Origin of the sequence: Arcicella sp. LKC2W (assembly GCF_034931005.1) — a bacterium.
GTDB lineage: Bacteria > Bacteroidota > Bacteroidia > Cytophagales > Spirosomataceae > Arcicella.
This window is the reverse complement of record NZ_JAYGIN010000012.1, coordinates 1-15,385: the sequence shown is the minus strand read 5'-3', so window position 1 is coordinate 15,385 and position 15,385 is coordinate 1. Positions and strand designations below refer to the sequence as shown.

The window sequence follows — 15,385 nt, the reverse complement described above, 5'->3', positions numbered from 1 at the left end:
AACAGTCCCATTGTGTATTTTCGATAAAGATATATTTATCAGAAAAAGGCTTACTGTTCAACCAGTAAGCCTTTTTTGTTTTCCAATAATTGAAAAAACATGAATTTTAAAGTTACAACAACCTCAAAAAAACGACTTGCCGATACGGTTACTCCCGTTGGAATATTCCTTAAACTCAGAAATCAGTTTAAGAATACTGTCATGTTGGAAAGTGCTGATTATCACGGAAAAGAACACGGATATTCGCACATTGCCTGTGACCCTGTGGCGAGCATTATTATCAACAACGACATCGTTACGCAGACTTTTCCAGACGGAACAACGGAATCATTCAAATTAGAAAAACGTAAAGATGCGGTTCAGGCATTAATGAACTTTGCCAAAAGATTTGAATGGACTCGTGAGTCAAACGATGCACCGATGGCAAACGGAATGTTCGGACACATCAGTTATGATGCAGTTGAATATTTTGAGGATATTGAAATTCAAGATAAAAATGAAAATACAGAAATTCCGTCTATCATTTATCATGTTTATCGTTATGTAATTGCCATCAATCATTTCAAAGATGAAATGTCGATTTATGAACATCAATTTGGCGATGAAAAATCAACGGAAAAACCCTTTGAGAAACTTGATTTCTTGATGAATTTGCCACATTACTCAACCAAGCCATTCAAACTTACCAGCGAAGAAACCACCAATTACACCGATGACGAAATGCGTGTAATCATCAACGAATGTATTAAGCATTGTTTAAGAGGTGATGTTTTCCAAATTGTGCCTTCACGCCGTTTTAGTCGTACATTTGAAGGTGATGATTTCCAGATTTATCGTGCTTTACGTTCCGTAAATCCGTCGCCCTATATGTTTTATTATGATTATGAAAACTATCATATCTTTGGAGCATCACCCGAAAAGCAAATTGCGATAAAAGGAAATATGGCAGAGATTCACCCAATTGCAGGGACATTCAGACGTACTGGTGACGACGAAAAAGATGCAGAATTAGCTCGTGAATTATTAGCTGACCCCAAAGAATCTGCTGAACATGTCATGTTGGTGGACTTAGCCAGAAACGATTTATCAAGAAGTTCGGACGTGGTGAAAGTGGAGACTTTTAAGGAAGTTCAGTTTTATTCGCACGTTATTCACTTGGTTTCAAAAGTAACGGGACAAATGACAGCAGGAACAAATCCGTTACAATTAGTGGCAGATACTTTCCCTGCGGGAACGCTTTCTGGTTCGCCAAAACACAATGCCATGAGTATCATTAATCGCTTAGAAAATGTAAATCGACACATTTACGGCGGAGCAATTGGCTACATGGATTTTGACGGTAATTTTAACCATGCCATTGCCATTCGTACTTTTATGAGTAAAAATAATACACTTTTTTATCAAGCAGGCATGGGCGTCGTAGCGAAATCGGTGGTAGAAACGGAAATGAATGAGATAAAATTGAAATTGGGAGCTTTGAGAAAAGCTTTGGAATTGGCGGTGGAGATTTAGTTTTTTGTCACAAAGTCTCTAAAATTTAGGTTTGCCACCAAGACACGAAGACCCTAAGGTTTAGATTAACAAGATTCGTGACTTTGAGACTTCGTGGCTAAAATAAACTCTTAAAGACTTTGAGCCTTCGTGGCTAAAATCACAGTAAAATAAAGATACAAACATGAAAATATTAGTCTTAGATAATTACGATTCATTTGTTTATAATTTGGTGTATATCCTCAAAGAATTAGGCAATGATGTGGACGTTTTTCGTAACGATAAAATTGCGTTGGAAGAAGTCAAAAAATACGATAAAATTCTTCTTTCTCCAGGGCCAGGAATTCCAGAAGAAGCGGGTATTTTATTAGATGTTATCCGTGAATATGCTCCGACGATTCCAATGTTAGGTGTATGTTTGGGGCATCAAGCCATTGGCGAAGCTTTTGGGGCAAAATTGCACAATATGGGCGACGTACTTCACGGGGTAACTACCAAATGTATCATCACCGAACCATCGGAAGTTCTTTTTCAAGGTATTCCGAAAGAATTTGACGTTTGTCGCTATCACTCGTGGACAGTCGTAGCTGATACAATGCCCGAAGATTTAAAAATTACGGCTATCGACGAAAATAATTTTGTGATGGCAGAAGCTCACACTCGTTATGATGTGCGTGGGGTACAATTTCACCCAGAAGCATATTTGACACAATACGGCGTGAAAATGGTGGAGAATTGGGTGAAAATGTAACTCGATTCTCCTGAATCGAAAGAGAGAAAAAATGTAACTCGATTCTCCTGAATCGAAAGAGAGAAAAAATGTAAAACGATTCTCCTGAATCGAAAGTAATAACAAATGAAACAATACTTACAAAAACGAATCTCAGGTGAAATCCTCAGCAAAATTGAAGCTAAAGAAGCCCTTTCAATTATTGGAAAGGGCGAAGCAAACGTTAGCCAAATTGCTGCATTTTTAACCACTTACATGATAAAATCTATCACGGCAGATGAATTAGAAGGTTTCCGTGATGCCATGTTAGATTTAGCAGTTACGGTAAATCTTTCTGAATTTTCGCCGATGGACGTTTGCGGAACGGGTGGCGATGGCAAAGACACTTTTAACATTTCAACGACTTCCTCTTTCATCGTTGCGGGTGCGGGTCAGTTCGTAGCAAAACACGGGAATCATGGGGTTTCGTCGTCGGTGGGTTCGTCAACCGTTTTAGAATATTTAGGCGTGAAATTCACGAATGACGAAAACTATCTAAAAGACAAAATTGAAGATGCCGGGATTTGCTTTTTACACGCTCCGCTATTTCACCCAGCCATGCGTTTTGTAGGCCCAGTTCGCAAGGAATTAGGCATGAAAACTTTTTTCAATATGCTCGGACCAATTTTGAATCCCGCACAAGTAAAAAAACAAGTTACAGGTGTTTATAATCAAGAGATTTTAGGAATTTATGGTCAATTATTCCAAAAAGCAGAAGGTAATTTTGGCGTTTTATTCGGTTTAGACGGTTACGACGAAATTTCATTAACCTCTGACTTTGAATTAATTACGAAAAGAGGAAAAGAAACGTTTTCGCCTGAACAATTAGGTTTCACAAAATGTAAACAAGAAGATTTACACGGAGGAAACAACGTAGAAGAATCAGCAAAAATTTTAGTTTCTATTTTGGAAAATAAAGGAACAAAAGCCCAAACAGAAGTAGTTTTGGCCAATGCTGCCACCGCATTATATTGTGCCGATGAGAATTTAAGTTTGTCAGACGCAGTTTTGAAAGCAAAAGAATCTTTAGAAAGTGGAAAAGCCTTAACTTCGTTTAAAAAATTTGTAATGCCATGACATTTGCAGAATTAGACCTTAACGGCACTTATACGTATGCCGATTATTTGAAGTGGACTTTTGAAGAACGCCTTGAAATTATTAAAGGTAAAATCTTTCCTATGTCTGCACCTGCGAGAATTCACCAACGAATTTCTTGGAAATTTACTGAAGCTATCGTGAAGTTTTTGGAAGGGAAAAAGTGTGAAGCATACGCTGCTCCTTTTGATGTAAGACTAACTCCTCTAAAAAGGGACAATTCAAATAAAGTTCATACTGTTGTTCAACCTGACCTTTGTGTTATTTGTGATTTAGATAAATTAGACGATAAAGGCTGTGTGGGAGCTCCTGACCTCATCATTGAAATTCTTTCTCCAGGCAACTCCCGCAAGGAGATGAGAGAAAAGTATGAAGTTTATGAGGAAAATGGTGTAAAAGAATATTGGTTAGTTGAGCCACAAGATAAATGCGTTTTTGTCTATGTATTGAATGAAGCTGGCAAATACATTGGTTTACAACCCGTTACAGATGAAGACATTTTAACTTCCACAACATTCCCTGATTTACAAATAGATTTAGCAAGAGTTTTTGATAATTAATCCGTAGGAGTTGGGATTTTAAAATGTACTAATGATTCAAACCCCTAAAACCCAACCCCTAACCCCAAGATAAATGACCATTTTAGATAAAATAATTGCCCGAAAGCAACAAGAAGTAGCCGAAAGAAAAGCACAAGTTTCGGTAAAGGAATTAGAAATGAAAGGCTATTTTGCCAAAACGACTAATTCACTAAAAACAAGTTTATTAAACCCGTCTTCGAGCGGAATCATTTCGGAATTTAAGCGAAAATCTCCTTCAAAAGGAATTATCAATGCCAACGTTACGCCCGAAGATGTTACGCTTGGGTACGTGCAAGCAGGTGCAGCTTGTTTGTCGGTTTTGACCGATATTGACTTTTTTGGTGGTTCAGATGATGATTTTTTGAGAGCCAGAAAAGCCAATCCAAGTATTCCGATGATTCGCAAAGATTTTATGATTGATGAATACCAAATCATCGAAGCGAAATCTTTGGGAGCTGATGTTATCTTGTTAATTGCTGCTAATTTGAGTCCTCAAAGAGTCAAAGAATTAGGCAAATTGACGAAAGATTTAGGCATGGAAACACTCTTAGAAATTCATGATGAAGAAGAACTAAATCGTAGCCTTTGCGAGTATATTGATGTTGTAGGCGTAAACAATCGTAACCTCAAAAACTTCTCGGAACAAAATGTAAATGCGTCGCTTGAATTAGCTGAAAAAATTCCAGCTAATTGTATTAAAATTTCGGAAAGTTGTATCTCTCAAGCCGAAACCATAAAACTTTTAAAATCAGTTGGTTATCGTGGCTTCTTAATGGGGGAAACATTTATGAAAACTGAAAATCCTCCTAAAGCTTTAGCCGATTTAATTGCTCAGCTTTAAGAAAATTACCCATTAATAGCCACTATAATTGATTTTATGATAATTGACTGATTTTCAGTAAATTTGCTCAATTGTTATTAGCCCTTTAATATTATGCGACTAAAAGTTTGTGGTATGCGTGAGGCGGAAAATATTCGCCAATTATTAGCCCTTCAACCAGATTTTATGGGCTTTATTTTTTACGAAAAATCAAGCCGATTTGTAGGTGAAGAATTAGATGAGGAATTATTAAAATCGTTCCCTCATACAACTCGTAAAGTAGGTGTTTTTGTCAATGCTACGGCTTCGTACATCTTAGAAAATTACAAGAAATACAACCTCGACTACGTTCAGTTACACGGAGAGGAATTACCTGATTTTTGTAGAAATTTAAAACTAAAGGGAGTCAATATCATCAAAGCGTTTTCGGTAGATGAAAATTTCTATTTTGGAAAACTCCAAAATTATAAACCTTACTGCGACTTCTTTTTATTTGATACCAAAGGTCAAGAAAGAGGTGGAAATGGTACAACTTTCGACTGGCGTATTTTGAATAAATATGATAATGAAAAACCGTTTTTCTTAGCAGGAGGAATTGATTTAGAAAATGCTCACAAAGCTCTTGAAATCCAAAATTTAAAGGTTTATGCGTTAGATGTAAACAGTAAATTTGAAATTAGTCCAGCTCTGAAAGATATTCAAAAATTAGACAAATTGATAAAAATAATCAAACCAGAATTGGTAGAAGTATAAAATATAACACCAAAATGACTATTACAGAATCAGCATATAACGTAAACGAAAAAGGATATTACGGACAATTTGGCGGAGCTTTCATTCCAGAAATGCTTTATCCAAATGTAGAAGAATTACGAGTTTCGTATCTTAGTATTATTGAAGAGCCTTCATTCCAAGAAGAATATAATGCTTTATTGAAAGACTACGTTGGTCGCCCGACACCCCTTTTCTTAGCAAAACGTTTATCGGAAAAGTACAACACAACTGTTTATCTGAAAAGAGAAGACTTGTGTCATACAGGAGCCCATAAGGTAAACAATACCATTGGGCAAATATTAGTAGCAAAACGTCTCGGCAAGAAGAAAATTGTTGCAGAAACAGGTGCTGGTCAACATGGCGTGGCAACTGCTACAGTTTGTGCGTTGATGGGCTTAGAATGTATCGTGTATATGGGTGAAATTGACATTCAACGTCAAGCCCCTAATGTGGCACGTATGAAAATGTTGGGTGCGGAAGTTCGTCCTGCGATGAGTGGTTCAAAAACGTTAAAAGATGCGACTAACGAAGCGATGCGTCACTGGATAAATAACCCTGTGGATACGCATTATATCATTGGTTCGGTGGTTGGTCCTCACCCCTATCCTGATATGGTTGCCAAATTTCAGTCGGTTATTTCGGCAGAAATGAAAAGTCAATTATTAGAAAAAACAGGAAAAGAAACCCCTGATTACGTGATTGCTTGCGTGGGTGGTGGTTCAAATGCAGCAGGTGCATTTTATCATTTTTTGGACGATACCGAAACTCGTTTGATTGCAGCCGAAGCAGGTGGACATGGAGTTACTTCTGGACTTTCTGCCGCTACTACCTTTTTAGGAAAAATGGGCGTGCTTCACGGAAGTAAAAGCTTATTAATGCAAACGCCTGACGGACAAGTAGTTGAGCCTCATTCTATTTCAGCGGGTTTAGATTATCCTGGAATTGGACCTATGCACGCTCATCTTTGGGAAACGAAAAGAGCAGAATTTTATGCAATTACGGATGAAGAAGCATTAGAATCAGCGATGGAACTTTCAAAATTAGAAGGAATTATTCCTGCTCTTGAATCATCTCATGCTTTGGCGGTGCTAAAATATTTGAAGGCAAAACCTGATGAAACGATTGTGATTAATCTTTCGGGACGTGGCGATAAAGATTTGGATACTTATATGAAATATGTTTTGTAGAGGATTTATGGCACGCAGATGACGTAGATATTTTATGGATTTCTTTTATCCATCTGAGATTGAAAATTTACGTTATCTACATACTTCAACTATAAAATATCAATCCTGCGTACAAAATTAATGCCTACATAGATTGTTACGGAAGTTGTCCTTTTGAAGGACGACTTCCGTGAATTATCTAAACAGCTTCTTAAAAAAACTTCAACCACTCTCCTTTTCCTCTCATTACTTGCTCAATTACATCACGAACGGCTCCTTTTCCTCCATTTTTAGGCGAAATATAATTGGCTATTTCCAAAATTTCATCGCAAGAATCAGCGGGACAAGTGGCAAATAAATCTGGTCGAGACATCACTTCATAATCGGGCAAATCGTCACCCATGTATAAAATATGCTCTTCCGCAACGCCCGATTCTGCCAACCAGCCTTTATAAATTTCCAACTTGCTTTTCCCTCCAGAACCCATAAAAACATCATGTATTTTAAGGTTTTGCAGACGCTTACGCACGCCTTCGTGCTTTCCACCCGTAATTACGCATATTCTGTAACCTGCTTGCACGGCACGCTCAATGGCGTATCCATCACGAATATGAAATACACGATAATGCTCACCAGTTTCTAACACGTGAACTGAACCATCCGTCATAACGCCATCAATATCGAAGACGAAAGTGGTAATATTTTTAAATTTTTCTTGAGACATTTTTGTAGGACAGGTTTCCAACCTGTCACGGTTTAAAACAGGTTGGAAATATTCGATAGCCGTTTGATAGTCGCCTTTAAGATTAGTTTCCAACCTGTCACGGTTTAAAACAGGTTGGAAACCTGTCCTACTTATTACTTCTTCTTCAAAATTCCTTCCGATAAAACCCGATAAATTTGTTGATAATCAGGTTGTTGTTTTAAGAAAAGAAGATGTTGATTAATTATTTTATTGTCGCCACGACGAGCAGGGCCTGTTTGTGCTTTGAAAATATTTTCGGAAGACATTGCCTTTCTGAACGTTTCATTAATCAAAGGTTTTAGCAAATCGAATTCCAATTCGTTATCTTCCACGATTTCCTGAGCAACCGCCCAAAGATGATTGGTGAAATTACAGGCAAAAACCGCCGCCACGTGCAGGACTCTTCTTTCTTCCGAATTTATCAGATAAGTAATGTCTGAAATATCTTGACCTAAGTTTATCAACACCTTTTCCACATCTTCTTCCTCCGACTCAATGCAAATGGGAATTTCGGTAAAATTAACCTTAAAGTTTTTTGTGAAGGTTTGTAAAGGATAAAATACACCCGTTTTTATTGTGACATCGCTATTGAGTCTGAGTAATTCATCCAACTCAGCCAAGGACTTACTACCCGAAGTGTGGATAAGCATGGAATCCTCTGGAAGCACTAATTGCTTGGCAACTTCCAACATAGAATCATCAGTTACACACAGGAAAAAGATTTTGGCTTGAGAATTCGCAAAATTAAGGTCACGCTGGACTTTAGCGTCGTACAGATATTTGGTAAGTTCTTCGGCATTTTTGGTATTGCGACTAAAAACTTCCGCTACATTATGCCCTACATTTTCGAGTGCTTGTGCCAAATGCCATGAGACATTGCCCGCACCAATAAAAGATATTTTCAACTGATTATAAGATTTAGTTATTCGCAAAGGCATCAGTCGGAACGCCTTTACATTTATTTAGATTTTTGATGGATTTAGGAGAATTTTTATTTAAAAATTTGCTCGTAATTATCTGAATTAAAACCCATTACCACTATTTTGTCTTTTTCTACAATGGGTCTTTTTATCATCGAAGGTTTTTCCATCATCAATTTTAATGCTCCAATTTCATCCGTCGCTTTTTCTTCGTCTGACAATTTCTTCCAAGTTGTTCCTGCTTTGTTGATAAGGACATCCCAAGGTTTTTGAGTTAGCCATTCTTGGATTTTTTCCGCTGAAATTCCTTCTTTTTTGTAATCATGAAATTCAAAAGGAATATTATTGTCAGTCAGCCAAGTGGTGGCTTTTTTCATGGTGTCACAATTTTTGATACCGTAAACTTTGTACATTTTTTCTAATTTTAAGAAGATTGGGTAAATTTTAACATTTGCCAAATCTCATCATTTTATTTTTTCAAATATTTATATTTACTAAATTATGCAAGAAAACGCTCAAAATGGTCTTTTGGGAAACTTGACTTAGTGATTCCGTTAAATTCCTACCCCTTTCCCTCCATCAACTTCTTCAAGCCCAACATTTCATCACGCAGACGAGCAGCAACGATAAAGTCTAATTCTTTAGCGGCTTTTTCCATATCGGTTTGTACTTTTTTGATTTGTTTTGCCAATTCGTCTTTGCTCATATACGCCACCACAGGGTCAGCGGCCATTTGAATTTCTTGTGGCTCGGTATAGTATTTTAGATTTTTAATTGGCTTGCCCATCACGTCCGCAATAGACGTTTGTTCCATAATTTTTTCTTTCGATTTCAAAATGGTTCGTGGCGTAATTCCGTTTGCCTGATTATATTCTAACTGAATTGCTCTACGGCGGTTTGTTTCATCAATTGCCTTTTCCATCGAGCCTGTCATGCGGTCGGCGTACATTAACACTTTTCCGTGGTCGTTACGTGCAGCACGCCCAATCGTTTGAATTAATGAGCGAATATCACGCAAGAAACCTTCTTTGTCGGCATCCATAATTGCTACCAAAGACACTTCGGGTAAATCCAAGCCTTCACGCAAGAGATTCACGCCCACGAGTACGTCAAACACCCCCAAACGTAATTCACGCAAGATTTCGATACGGTCTAAAGTTTTTACTTCTGAGTGAATATAGCGACATTTCACGCCAACTCTTTCCAAATATTTTGACAATTCTTCCGCCATTCTTTTGGTTAAAGTCGTTATCAAAACCCGTTCTTCACTCGCAATTCTTTTGTGAACTTCTTCCAATAAATCATCAATTTGGTTGAGACTTGGACGTACTTCAATTTCGGGGTCAAGTAATCCCGTTGGGCGAATAATTTGCTCAACCACAACGCCTTCCGAACGCCTTAGTTCATAATCGGCAGGAGTTGCCGAAACAAAAACGGTTTGTCCCGTAATATTTTCAAATTCTTGGAAAGTCAGCGGACGATTATCCATCGCCGAAGGCAAACGGAAACCATAATCCACCAAAGCCTCTTTACGAGAACGGTCGCCTCCCCACATCGCTCTAATTTGGGGCATCGTGGCGTGGCTTTCATCGACAACCAACACAAAATCTTCAGGGAAAAAATCCAATAAACAGAAAGGTCTTTGCCCAGGTTTTCGTTGGTCAAAATAGCGTGAATAGTTCTCAATTCCAGAGCAGTAGCCCAATTCTCGCATCATTTCCAAATCAAATTCAGTACGTTGTTTAATACGGTCGGCTTCCAATAATCGGCTTTCAGATTCAAAGAATTTTATCTGCGAAACCAAGTCATCTTGAATAAGATTAATAGAATTATTCAGCACATCACGCCCCGTTACGAAAAGGTTGGCAGGGAAAATAGCAATCATTTTTTCATCAGAAATCTTCTTACCATTTTGTGGATTGATGCGTTGAATCGTCTCAATTTCATCGCCAAAAAACATAATCCGATAGCCAAAATCTGCGTAAGGTAAATTTATATCAACGGTATCTCCTTTCACTCTAAATGTTCCCCGTGTAAATTCTACTTCAGTTCTTGAATAAAGAATTTCCACCAAACGGAAAAGGAATTGATTACGAGAAATGGTTTCACCAACACCAAATCGTAAAATGCTTTTACGATATTCTTCTGGATTCCCCATACCATAAATACATGAAACAGACGCAATTACAATAATATCTCGCCTTCCCGACATCAATGCAGAGGTTGTTGAAAGTCTTAACTTATCAATCTCTTCATTAATCATGAGGTCTTTTTCAATGTAGGTATTCGTGGAAGCGATGAAGGCTTCGGGTTGATAATAATCGTAGTAAGAAACGAAATACTCAACGGCATTTTCAGGAAAAAACTGTTTGAATTCACCGTACAATTGGGCGGCAAGGGTTTTATTATGACTCAAAATCAGCGTTGGACGATTGATTTGCGTAATCATATTGGCAACGGTAAAAGTCTTTCCCGAACCTGTAACTCCCAATAACGTTTGTGATTCTTCTCCGTTTTGAACGCCCTCCACAAGTTTAGCAATTGCCTGCGGTTGGTCGCCAGTTGGGCTATATTCTGAAATAAGTTTGAAGTCCATTTTTGAAGATTTTGTAAAGAGTAAAGATACAAAAAATTAAGCTGAATTCACAGTACCCTACTTGGCAAGAAAGTATAGTATTCTCATCAAATTTCCATAGCTTTATTGCATCAAATCAATAAAAAACATGAAAATACCTTTTATCTCAGCTACGTTTGGCGTAGTGATGATTACGACGGCTTTTAAAATGGATATTACCATTCATAACACTCCGTCAAAAGCTTCTCAATTTGAATATAAACCATTTTGGGCAGATGAATTTAATAAAAATGGCTTACCAGATGCCAAAAAATGGGGTTATGATGTCGGCGGAAGCGGTTGGGGAAACCACGAATTGGAATATTACACAAAGGACAATTTGAAAAATGCTCGGGTAGAAAATGGCAAATTGATTATTGAGGCTATCAAAGAGCCATTTGAAGATAAAAATTACACTTCTGCTCGTCTGACAAGCAAAGGGAAAGCTGATTTTCTGTACGGTCGCTTTGAGGTAAAAGCAAAACTACCCAAAGGTTTAGGTACTTGGCCAGCCATTTGGATGTTGGCAACGGAACATTCTTATGGACAAAATTATTGGCCTGATAACGGCGAAATTGACATTATGGAACACGTTGGTTATGACCCGAATGTGATTCATGCTTCGGTACACACAAAATCTTATTATCACAGTATCGGAACGCAAAAAACGGCAGTGAAAACGATTCCAACTTCTATGACAGAATTTCACGTTTACCGCATAGATTGGACTCCTGAGAAAATTGATTCTTATATTGATGGAGAATTATATTTTACTTTCAAGAATGAAAAAACAGGTTGGAAAGAATGGCCTTTCGACAAAAAACAACATATTTTGTTGAACCTTGCCGTTGGTGGTGATTGGGGCGGGCAAAAAGGCGTAGATGATTCTATTTTTCCTCAAAAGTTTGAAATTGACTATGTGAGGGTTTATAAAATGAAGAAATAGTGAGGTAGAATTGGTTAGTAGTGGCGAATAGCATTCGCCTATTTCAATTGTAACGCAGGCAGCGTTTTGAACACTGCCTGCGTTACAATTTTAATTAAATTTACTCAACTACACCCACATAATTAAATGGTGTGATGCGTTTCAATTCGTATTTAATTTTATCGCCAACTTCCAAGTTATCAATAAATACCATAATCGTTTTTTCAGTGATTTTATCATTTTTACGAGTCAATGCTTTTAAGGCTTCGTAAGGCTGTGGATAATTTTCACGTCTCAAAATCGTCTGAATTGCTTCGGCAACTACCGCCCAATTATCTTCCAAATCAGCGTTGATAGCATCTTGATTCAATTCTAATTTATTTAAACCACGCATTAATGCCGTCAAAGCAATTACTTGGTGAGCAATTGGCACGCCCAAATTTCTAAGTACCGTTGAGTCTGTTAAATCTCTTTGAAGTCTTGAAACTGGCAATTTTGCGGCTAAAAACTCGTACAAAGCATTGGCAATTCCAACGTTTCCTTCTGAGTTTTCAAAATCAATTGGATTTACTTTATGTGGCATTGCCGACGACCCAACTTCTCCCGCTTTGATTTTTTGTTTGAAATAACCCATTGAAATATAAGTCCAAATATCTCTATCAAGGTCTAACACAATGGTATTCAAGCGTTTGAGGTTATCCATCAAAGCCGCCATATTATCGTAATGTTCAATTTGCGTAGTAAATTTACTACGAACCAAACCCAAAGATTTTACGAAATTATTACCAAAATCAATCCAAGAAATTTCTGGATAAGCCACCGTATGAGCATTAAAATTACCCGTAGCTCCACCAAATTTAGCTGAATAAGGAATCGTTTTCAACAAATCCATTTGGCGTTCCATTCTTTCCACAAAAACCTGAAATTCTTTACCCAAACGAGTTGGAGACGCAGGTTGTCCGTGTGTGTGTGCAAGTAAAGAAATATCCTTCCATTCCACTGCCAACGAAGCAAGTTTAGCAATGACTTCATTCAATTTTGGAATCAAAATATCGTTCATCGCTTCCATCAACGACAATGGGATTGCGGTGTTGTTAATGTCTTGAGAAGTTAATCCAAAGTGGATAAATTCTAAATACTGCTCAATTCCGAACTTCTCTAATTTATATTTTATAAAATATTCAACCGCCTTTACATCGTGATTGGTTTCACGCTCTTTTTCCTTAATCCAAAGAGCATCTTCTTCCGAAAAATTACGGTAAATATCTCTTAATGAATCAAATATGCTTTTTTTTACTCCTTCCAATTGTGGCAAAGGAATTTCGCAAAGAGCAATAAAGTATTCTATTTCGATTTGGACACGATATTTGATAAGTCCAAATTCTGAAAAATATGGGGCAAGACTTTCTACCTGCTTGCGATAACGCCCGTCGATTGGCGAAATGGCGGTTAATTGATTTAATTGCATACTTCTTTCAATATTTGAATGAGAGAACGAATGAGTGAGGGAAGTAAATAAAACAAGACTCTCAAACATAAAACACAAATTTACGAAAGAATAATTTGGGATAAGCTACTGATGACTTTAACTATTGTAAATTTGTATATTATTTAACGTTTTTATTTTCTTATTTCCCCATACGTTCGTTGTAAAATGCTCTTAAATCCCAGACTTTTAGCCTTTTTGCTGGCAATTTCAACCGCCATTTTCACTACGGCATTTCTTTCGTTTGTGCCAGAAGCAAACGTTAATATCCTGTTTATCAGCTTTGTAGCCTGTTTGGTGATTAGTGGAGTCTTAATTTATTTTGTACTGGACTACTTAGTTTTTCAAGAAATCAATAAAATGTATGATACTATTAATCGCTTGAAAATGAAAGATTTTGGAGTTTCGAGAAAGAAATTGCAAAAAGATAATAATCCACTTCGCAAACTAAATGACGAGCTTTTTGTCTATGTTTCTAAAAAAGAACAGGAGGTTACAGAACTAAAACGCTTGGAAAAGTATCGTCGGGAGTTTTTAGCGAATGTTTCGCACGAATTAAAAACGCCCATTTTTGCGGCTCAAGGTTTTGTGCATACACTTTTAGATGGTGCGATGGACGATGAAAATGTTCGGGAGAAATTCTTGAATAAAGCTGCCAAAAGTTTAGACGGTTTAGATATTTTGGTAAAAGACCTTCTGACACTTTCACAAATGGAAACGGGCGATATTAAAATGAATCCCGCCCGAATTGATGTTAAGCAAATTACGAAGGAGGTTTTTGAGCAATTAGAAAACAAAGCACAATCTAAAAATGTAACGATACAAATTAAATCTCCACTTCCTAATATTTGGGTACGTGCAGACGCTCAAAGAATCGGTCAAGTAATGACAAATTTGGTAGAAAATGCCATTAAATACGGTAATGAAAACGGCAATGTTTGGGTAATTTTTGAAGAAGATAAAAAGGACTGGAAAATTTCAATCAAAGACGATGGGCCAGGAATTGCCTCTGAACATTTAAATAGAATTTTTGAAAGATTTTACCGAGTAGATAAAGCCCGTAGTCGCTCTGATGGTTCTTCTGGATTGGGTTTAGCCATTGTAAAGCATATTTTACAAGCTCATAGAACTAAAATTTCGGTAATTTCAAAGCCTGAAAAGGGAACGACTTTTTCATTTAGATTGGAAAAGTCTTTGAATGAAGCATAAAGAAAACAGGTTTTATTATTACTATTTCATAAAGCAAAACGAAGATTTCGGTATAAATACGCCGTTTATTATCTTTGTAGCTTAACATTTAAAAAACTATACTTTTATGAAACACTTAAACAAATTATTTTTATTAATCTTCGTTCTTGCTTTCGCTATTGGATGTAGCAAGTCTTCAGACCCTTCACCTGCTGCTACTATCGTTGGAAAATGGAAAGCGTCAACTATTAAAGGTAGTGCCACTGTATTGGGACAAACTCAGTCTATCAGTGAAGCAATTGATGCTACTTTTGAATTTAAAGCAGATAATACTTTTACTGGTACTGGAACAATTAACGCTTTAGATACCGATGTTGTTAACAATACAAGTGTATCTGGGAAATATACGTTTTCGGGTTCTGAAGTAACCATGACTTACACAGACCCAAGCACTAAAAAAGAAACGGTTGAGACTTACAAAGTAACTATCTCTGGTTCAACCATGACTTGGAACATTAATCTTGATGCTTATAAAAAATTGGTAGCGAATGACCCAAGTGCAGCTCTTGCTTTAGCTTTCATTAGTGCCTTAGATTTGAATATTACTTTACAGAAACAATAAGATTTCATAGGAAAATAAAAAAGGCAACTCGAATGAGTTGCCTTTTTTATTTTCGGAATTATGTACTTAAAAATGCAAATTTGACCCAAATTAACCGCTGACGGGGTGAAAAACCGCCGTCAGGGTCTTCTTCCGTAACCCTGACGGCGGTTTATCACCCCGTCAGCGGTTTTGCATTAATAAGTATAT

General features: G+C 37.1%; 15 protein-coding genes. 10 read left to right on the top strand and 5 right to left on the bottom strand.

What is annotated here, in order from left to right; all coding sequences use genetic code 11:
• The first annotated feature begins 99 nt into the window (after nucleotides 1–99).
• The 7 genes from VB796_RS10935 to trpB all read left to right on the top strand — a co-directional run bounded on the left by VB796_RS10935 (nucleotide 100) and on the right by trpB (nucleotide 6,717).
• A complete protein-coding gene (locus tag VB796_RS10935; protein WP_323346580.1) occupies nucleotides 100–1,512 on the top strand; it encodes an anthranilate synthase component I family protein in 1,413 nt (470 codons plus the stop codon).
• Nucleotides 1,513–1,675: 163 nt separating this feature from the next.
• The gene (locus VB796_RS10930) at nucleotides 1,676–2,242 is read left to right on the top strand and encodes an aminodeoxychorismate/anthranilate synthase component II (RefSeq protein ID WP_323346579.1); all 567 of its coding nucleotides are present in this window, start codon (nucleotides 1,676–1,678) and stop codon (nucleotides 2,240–2,242) included.
• Nucleotides 2,243–2,347: 105 nt separating this feature from the next.
• Nucleotides 2,348–3,337 carry an anthranilate phosphoribosyltransferase gene (gene trpD / locus VB796_RS10925; protein ID WP_323346578.1) on the top strand — a complete coding sequence of 330 codons (990 nt, stop codon included), beginning with the start codon at nucleotides 2,348–2,350 and terminating at the stop codon, nucleotides 3,335–3,337.
• The gene (locus VB796_RS10920; RefSeq protein WP_323346577.1) at nucleotides 3,334–3,915 is read left to right on the top strand and encodes a Uma2 family endonuclease; all 582 of its coding nucleotides are present in this window, start codon (nucleotides 3,334–3,336) and stop codon (nucleotides 3,913–3,915) included. The genes trpD and VB796_RS10920 overlap by 4 nt, the downstream gene beginning before the upstream one ends.
• A gap of 73 nt (nucleotides 3,916–3,988) precedes the next feature.
• Nucleotides 3,989–4,777 (top strand): indole-3-glycerol phosphate synthase TrpC, encoded by a 789-nt coding sequence (gene trpC / locus VB796_RS10915; RefSeq protein ID WP_323346576.1) that lies wholly within the window; start codon nucleotides 3,989–3,991, stop codon nucleotides 4,775–4,777.
• Between the two features lie 93 nt (nucleotides 4,778–4,870).
• Nucleotides 4,871–5,509, top strand: coding sequence for a phosphoribosylanthranilate isomerase (locus VB796_RS10910; protein WP_323346575.1), 639 nt, complete (start codon nucleotides 4,871–4,873; stop codon nucleotides 5,507–5,509).
• Between the two features lie 14 nt (nucleotides 5,510–5,523).
• Entirely contained in the window at nucleotides 5,524–6,717 is a 1,194-nt protein-coding gene (gene trpB, locus VB796_RS10905; RefSeq protein ID WP_323346574.1) for a tryptophan synthase subunit beta, read from the top strand.
• Nucleotides 6,718–6,907: 190 nt separating this feature from the next.
• Here trpB and VB796_RS10900 read toward each other — a convergent pair whose 3' ends face one another.
• From VB796_RS10900 to uvrB, 4 genes are all read right to left on the bottom strand, one after another.
• Nucleotides 6,908–7,513, bottom strand: coding sequence for an HAD-IA family hydrolase (locus VB796_RS10900; RefSeq protein ID WP_323346573.1), 606 nt, complete (start codon nucleotides 7,511–7,513; stop codon nucleotides 6,908–6,910).
• A 41-nt stretch (nucleotides 7,514–7,554) separates the two neighbouring features.
• Nucleotides 7,555–8,346: a Rossmann-like and DUF2520 domain-containing protein gene (locus VB796_RS10895; protein WP_323346572.1), complete on the bottom strand. Its 792-nt coding sequence runs from the start codon at nucleotides 8,344–8,346 to the stop codon at nucleotides 7,555–7,557.
• A gap of 86 nt (nucleotides 8,347–8,432) precedes the next feature.
• Nucleotides 8,433–8,774, bottom strand: coding sequence for an ArsC family reductase (locus VB796_RS10890; RefSeq protein ID WP_323346571.1), 342 nt, complete (start codon nucleotides 8,772–8,774; stop codon nucleotides 8,433–8,435).
• Nucleotides 8,775–8,923: 149 nt separating this feature from the next.
• On the bottom strand, nucleotides 8,924–10,957 hold the full coding sequence (uvrB, locus tag VB796_RS10885) for an excinuclease ABC subunit UvrB (RefSeq protein WP_323346570.1): 2,034 nt from the start codon (nucleotides 10,955–10,957) through the stop codon (nucleotides 8,924–8,926).
• Nucleotides 10,958–11,084: 127 nt separating this feature from the next.
• Here uvrB and VB796_RS10880 point away from each other — a divergent pair, with 127 nt between their 5' ends.
• A complete protein-coding gene (locus VB796_RS10880) occupies nucleotides 11,085–11,921 on the top strand; it encodes a glycoside hydrolase family 16 protein (RefSeq protein ID WP_323346569.1) in 837 nt (278 codons plus the stop codon).
• 100 nt (nucleotides 11,922–12,021) lie between these two features.
• On the opposite strand, the gene purB is transcribed toward VB796_RS10880, so the two are convergent.
• A complete protein-coding gene (gene purB, locus VB796_RS10875; RefSeq protein ID WP_323346568.1) occupies nucleotides 12,022–13,368 on the bottom strand; it encodes an adenylosuccinate lyase in 1,347 nt (448 codons plus the stop codon).
• A gap of 186 nt (nucleotides 13,369–13,554) precedes the next feature.
• Here purB and VB796_RS10870 point away from each other — a divergent pair, with 186 nt between their 5' ends.
• Both VB796_RS10870 and VB796_RS10865 read left to right on the top strand, forming a co-directional pair.
• Nucleotides 13,555–14,595 carry a sensor histidine kinase gene (locus tag VB796_RS10870; protein ID WP_323346567.1) on the top strand — a complete coding sequence of 347 codons (1,041 nt, stop codon included), beginning with the start codon at nucleotides 13,555–13,557 and terminating at the stop codon, nucleotides 14,593–14,595.
• Nucleotides 14,596–14,701: 106 nt separating this feature from the next.
• Complete coding sequence (locus VB796_RS10865) at nucleotides 14,702–15,196, top strand: lipocalin family protein (protein WP_323346566.1); 495 nt, start codon at nucleotides 14,702–14,704, stop codon at nucleotides 15,194–15,196.
• The last annotated feature ends 189 nt before the right edge of the window (nucleotides 15,197–15,385 follow it).

Coding starts and splice junctions, on each gene's coding strand:
- VB796_RS10935 (WP_323346580.1), top strand. CDS start 100: ATGAATTTTAAAGTTACAACAACCTCAAAAAAACGACTTGCCGATACG.
- VB796_RS10930 (WP_323346579.1), top strand. CDS start 1,676: ATGAAAATATTAGTCTTAGATAATTACGATTCATTTGTTTATAATTTG.
- trpD (WP_323346578.1), top strand. CDS start 2,348: ATGAAACAATACTTACAAAAACGAATCTCAGGTGAAATCCTCAGCAAA.
- VB796_RS10920 (WP_323346577.1), top strand. CDS start 3,334: ATGACATTTGCAGAATTAGACCTTAACGGCACTTATACGTATGCCGAT.
- trpC (WP_323346576.1), top strand. CDS start 3,989: ATGACCATTTTAGATAAAATAATTGCCCGAAAGCAACAAGAAGTAGCC.
- VB796_RS10910 (WP_323346575.1), top strand. CDS start 4,871: ATGCGACTAAAAGTTTGTGGTATGCGTGAGGCGGAAAATATTCGCCAA.
- trpB (WP_323346574.1), top strand. CDS start 5,524: ATGACTATTACAGAATCAGCATATAACGTAAACGAAAAAGGATATTAC.
- VB796_RS10890 (WP_323346571.1), bottom strand. CDS start 8,774: ATGTACAAAGTTTACGGTATCAAAAATTGTGACACCATGAAAAAAGCC.
- uvrB (WP_323346570.1), bottom strand. CDS start 10,957: ATGGACTTCAAACTTATTTCAGAATATAGCCCAACTGGCGACCAACCG.
- VB796_RS10880 (WP_323346569.1), top strand. CDS start 11,085: ATGAAAATACCTTTTATCTCAGCTACGTTTGGCGTAGTGATGATTACG.
- purB (WP_323346568.1), bottom strand. CDS start 13,368: ATGCAATTAAATCAATTAACCGCCATTTCGCCAATCGACGGGCGTTAT.
- VB796_RS10870 (WP_323346567.1), top strand. CDS start 13,555: ATGCTCTTAAATCCCAGACTTTTAGCCTTTTTGCTGGCAATTTCAACC.
- VB796_RS10865 (WP_323346566.1), top strand. CDS start 14,702: ATGAAACACTTAAACAAATTATTTTTATTAATCTTCGTTCTTGCTTTC.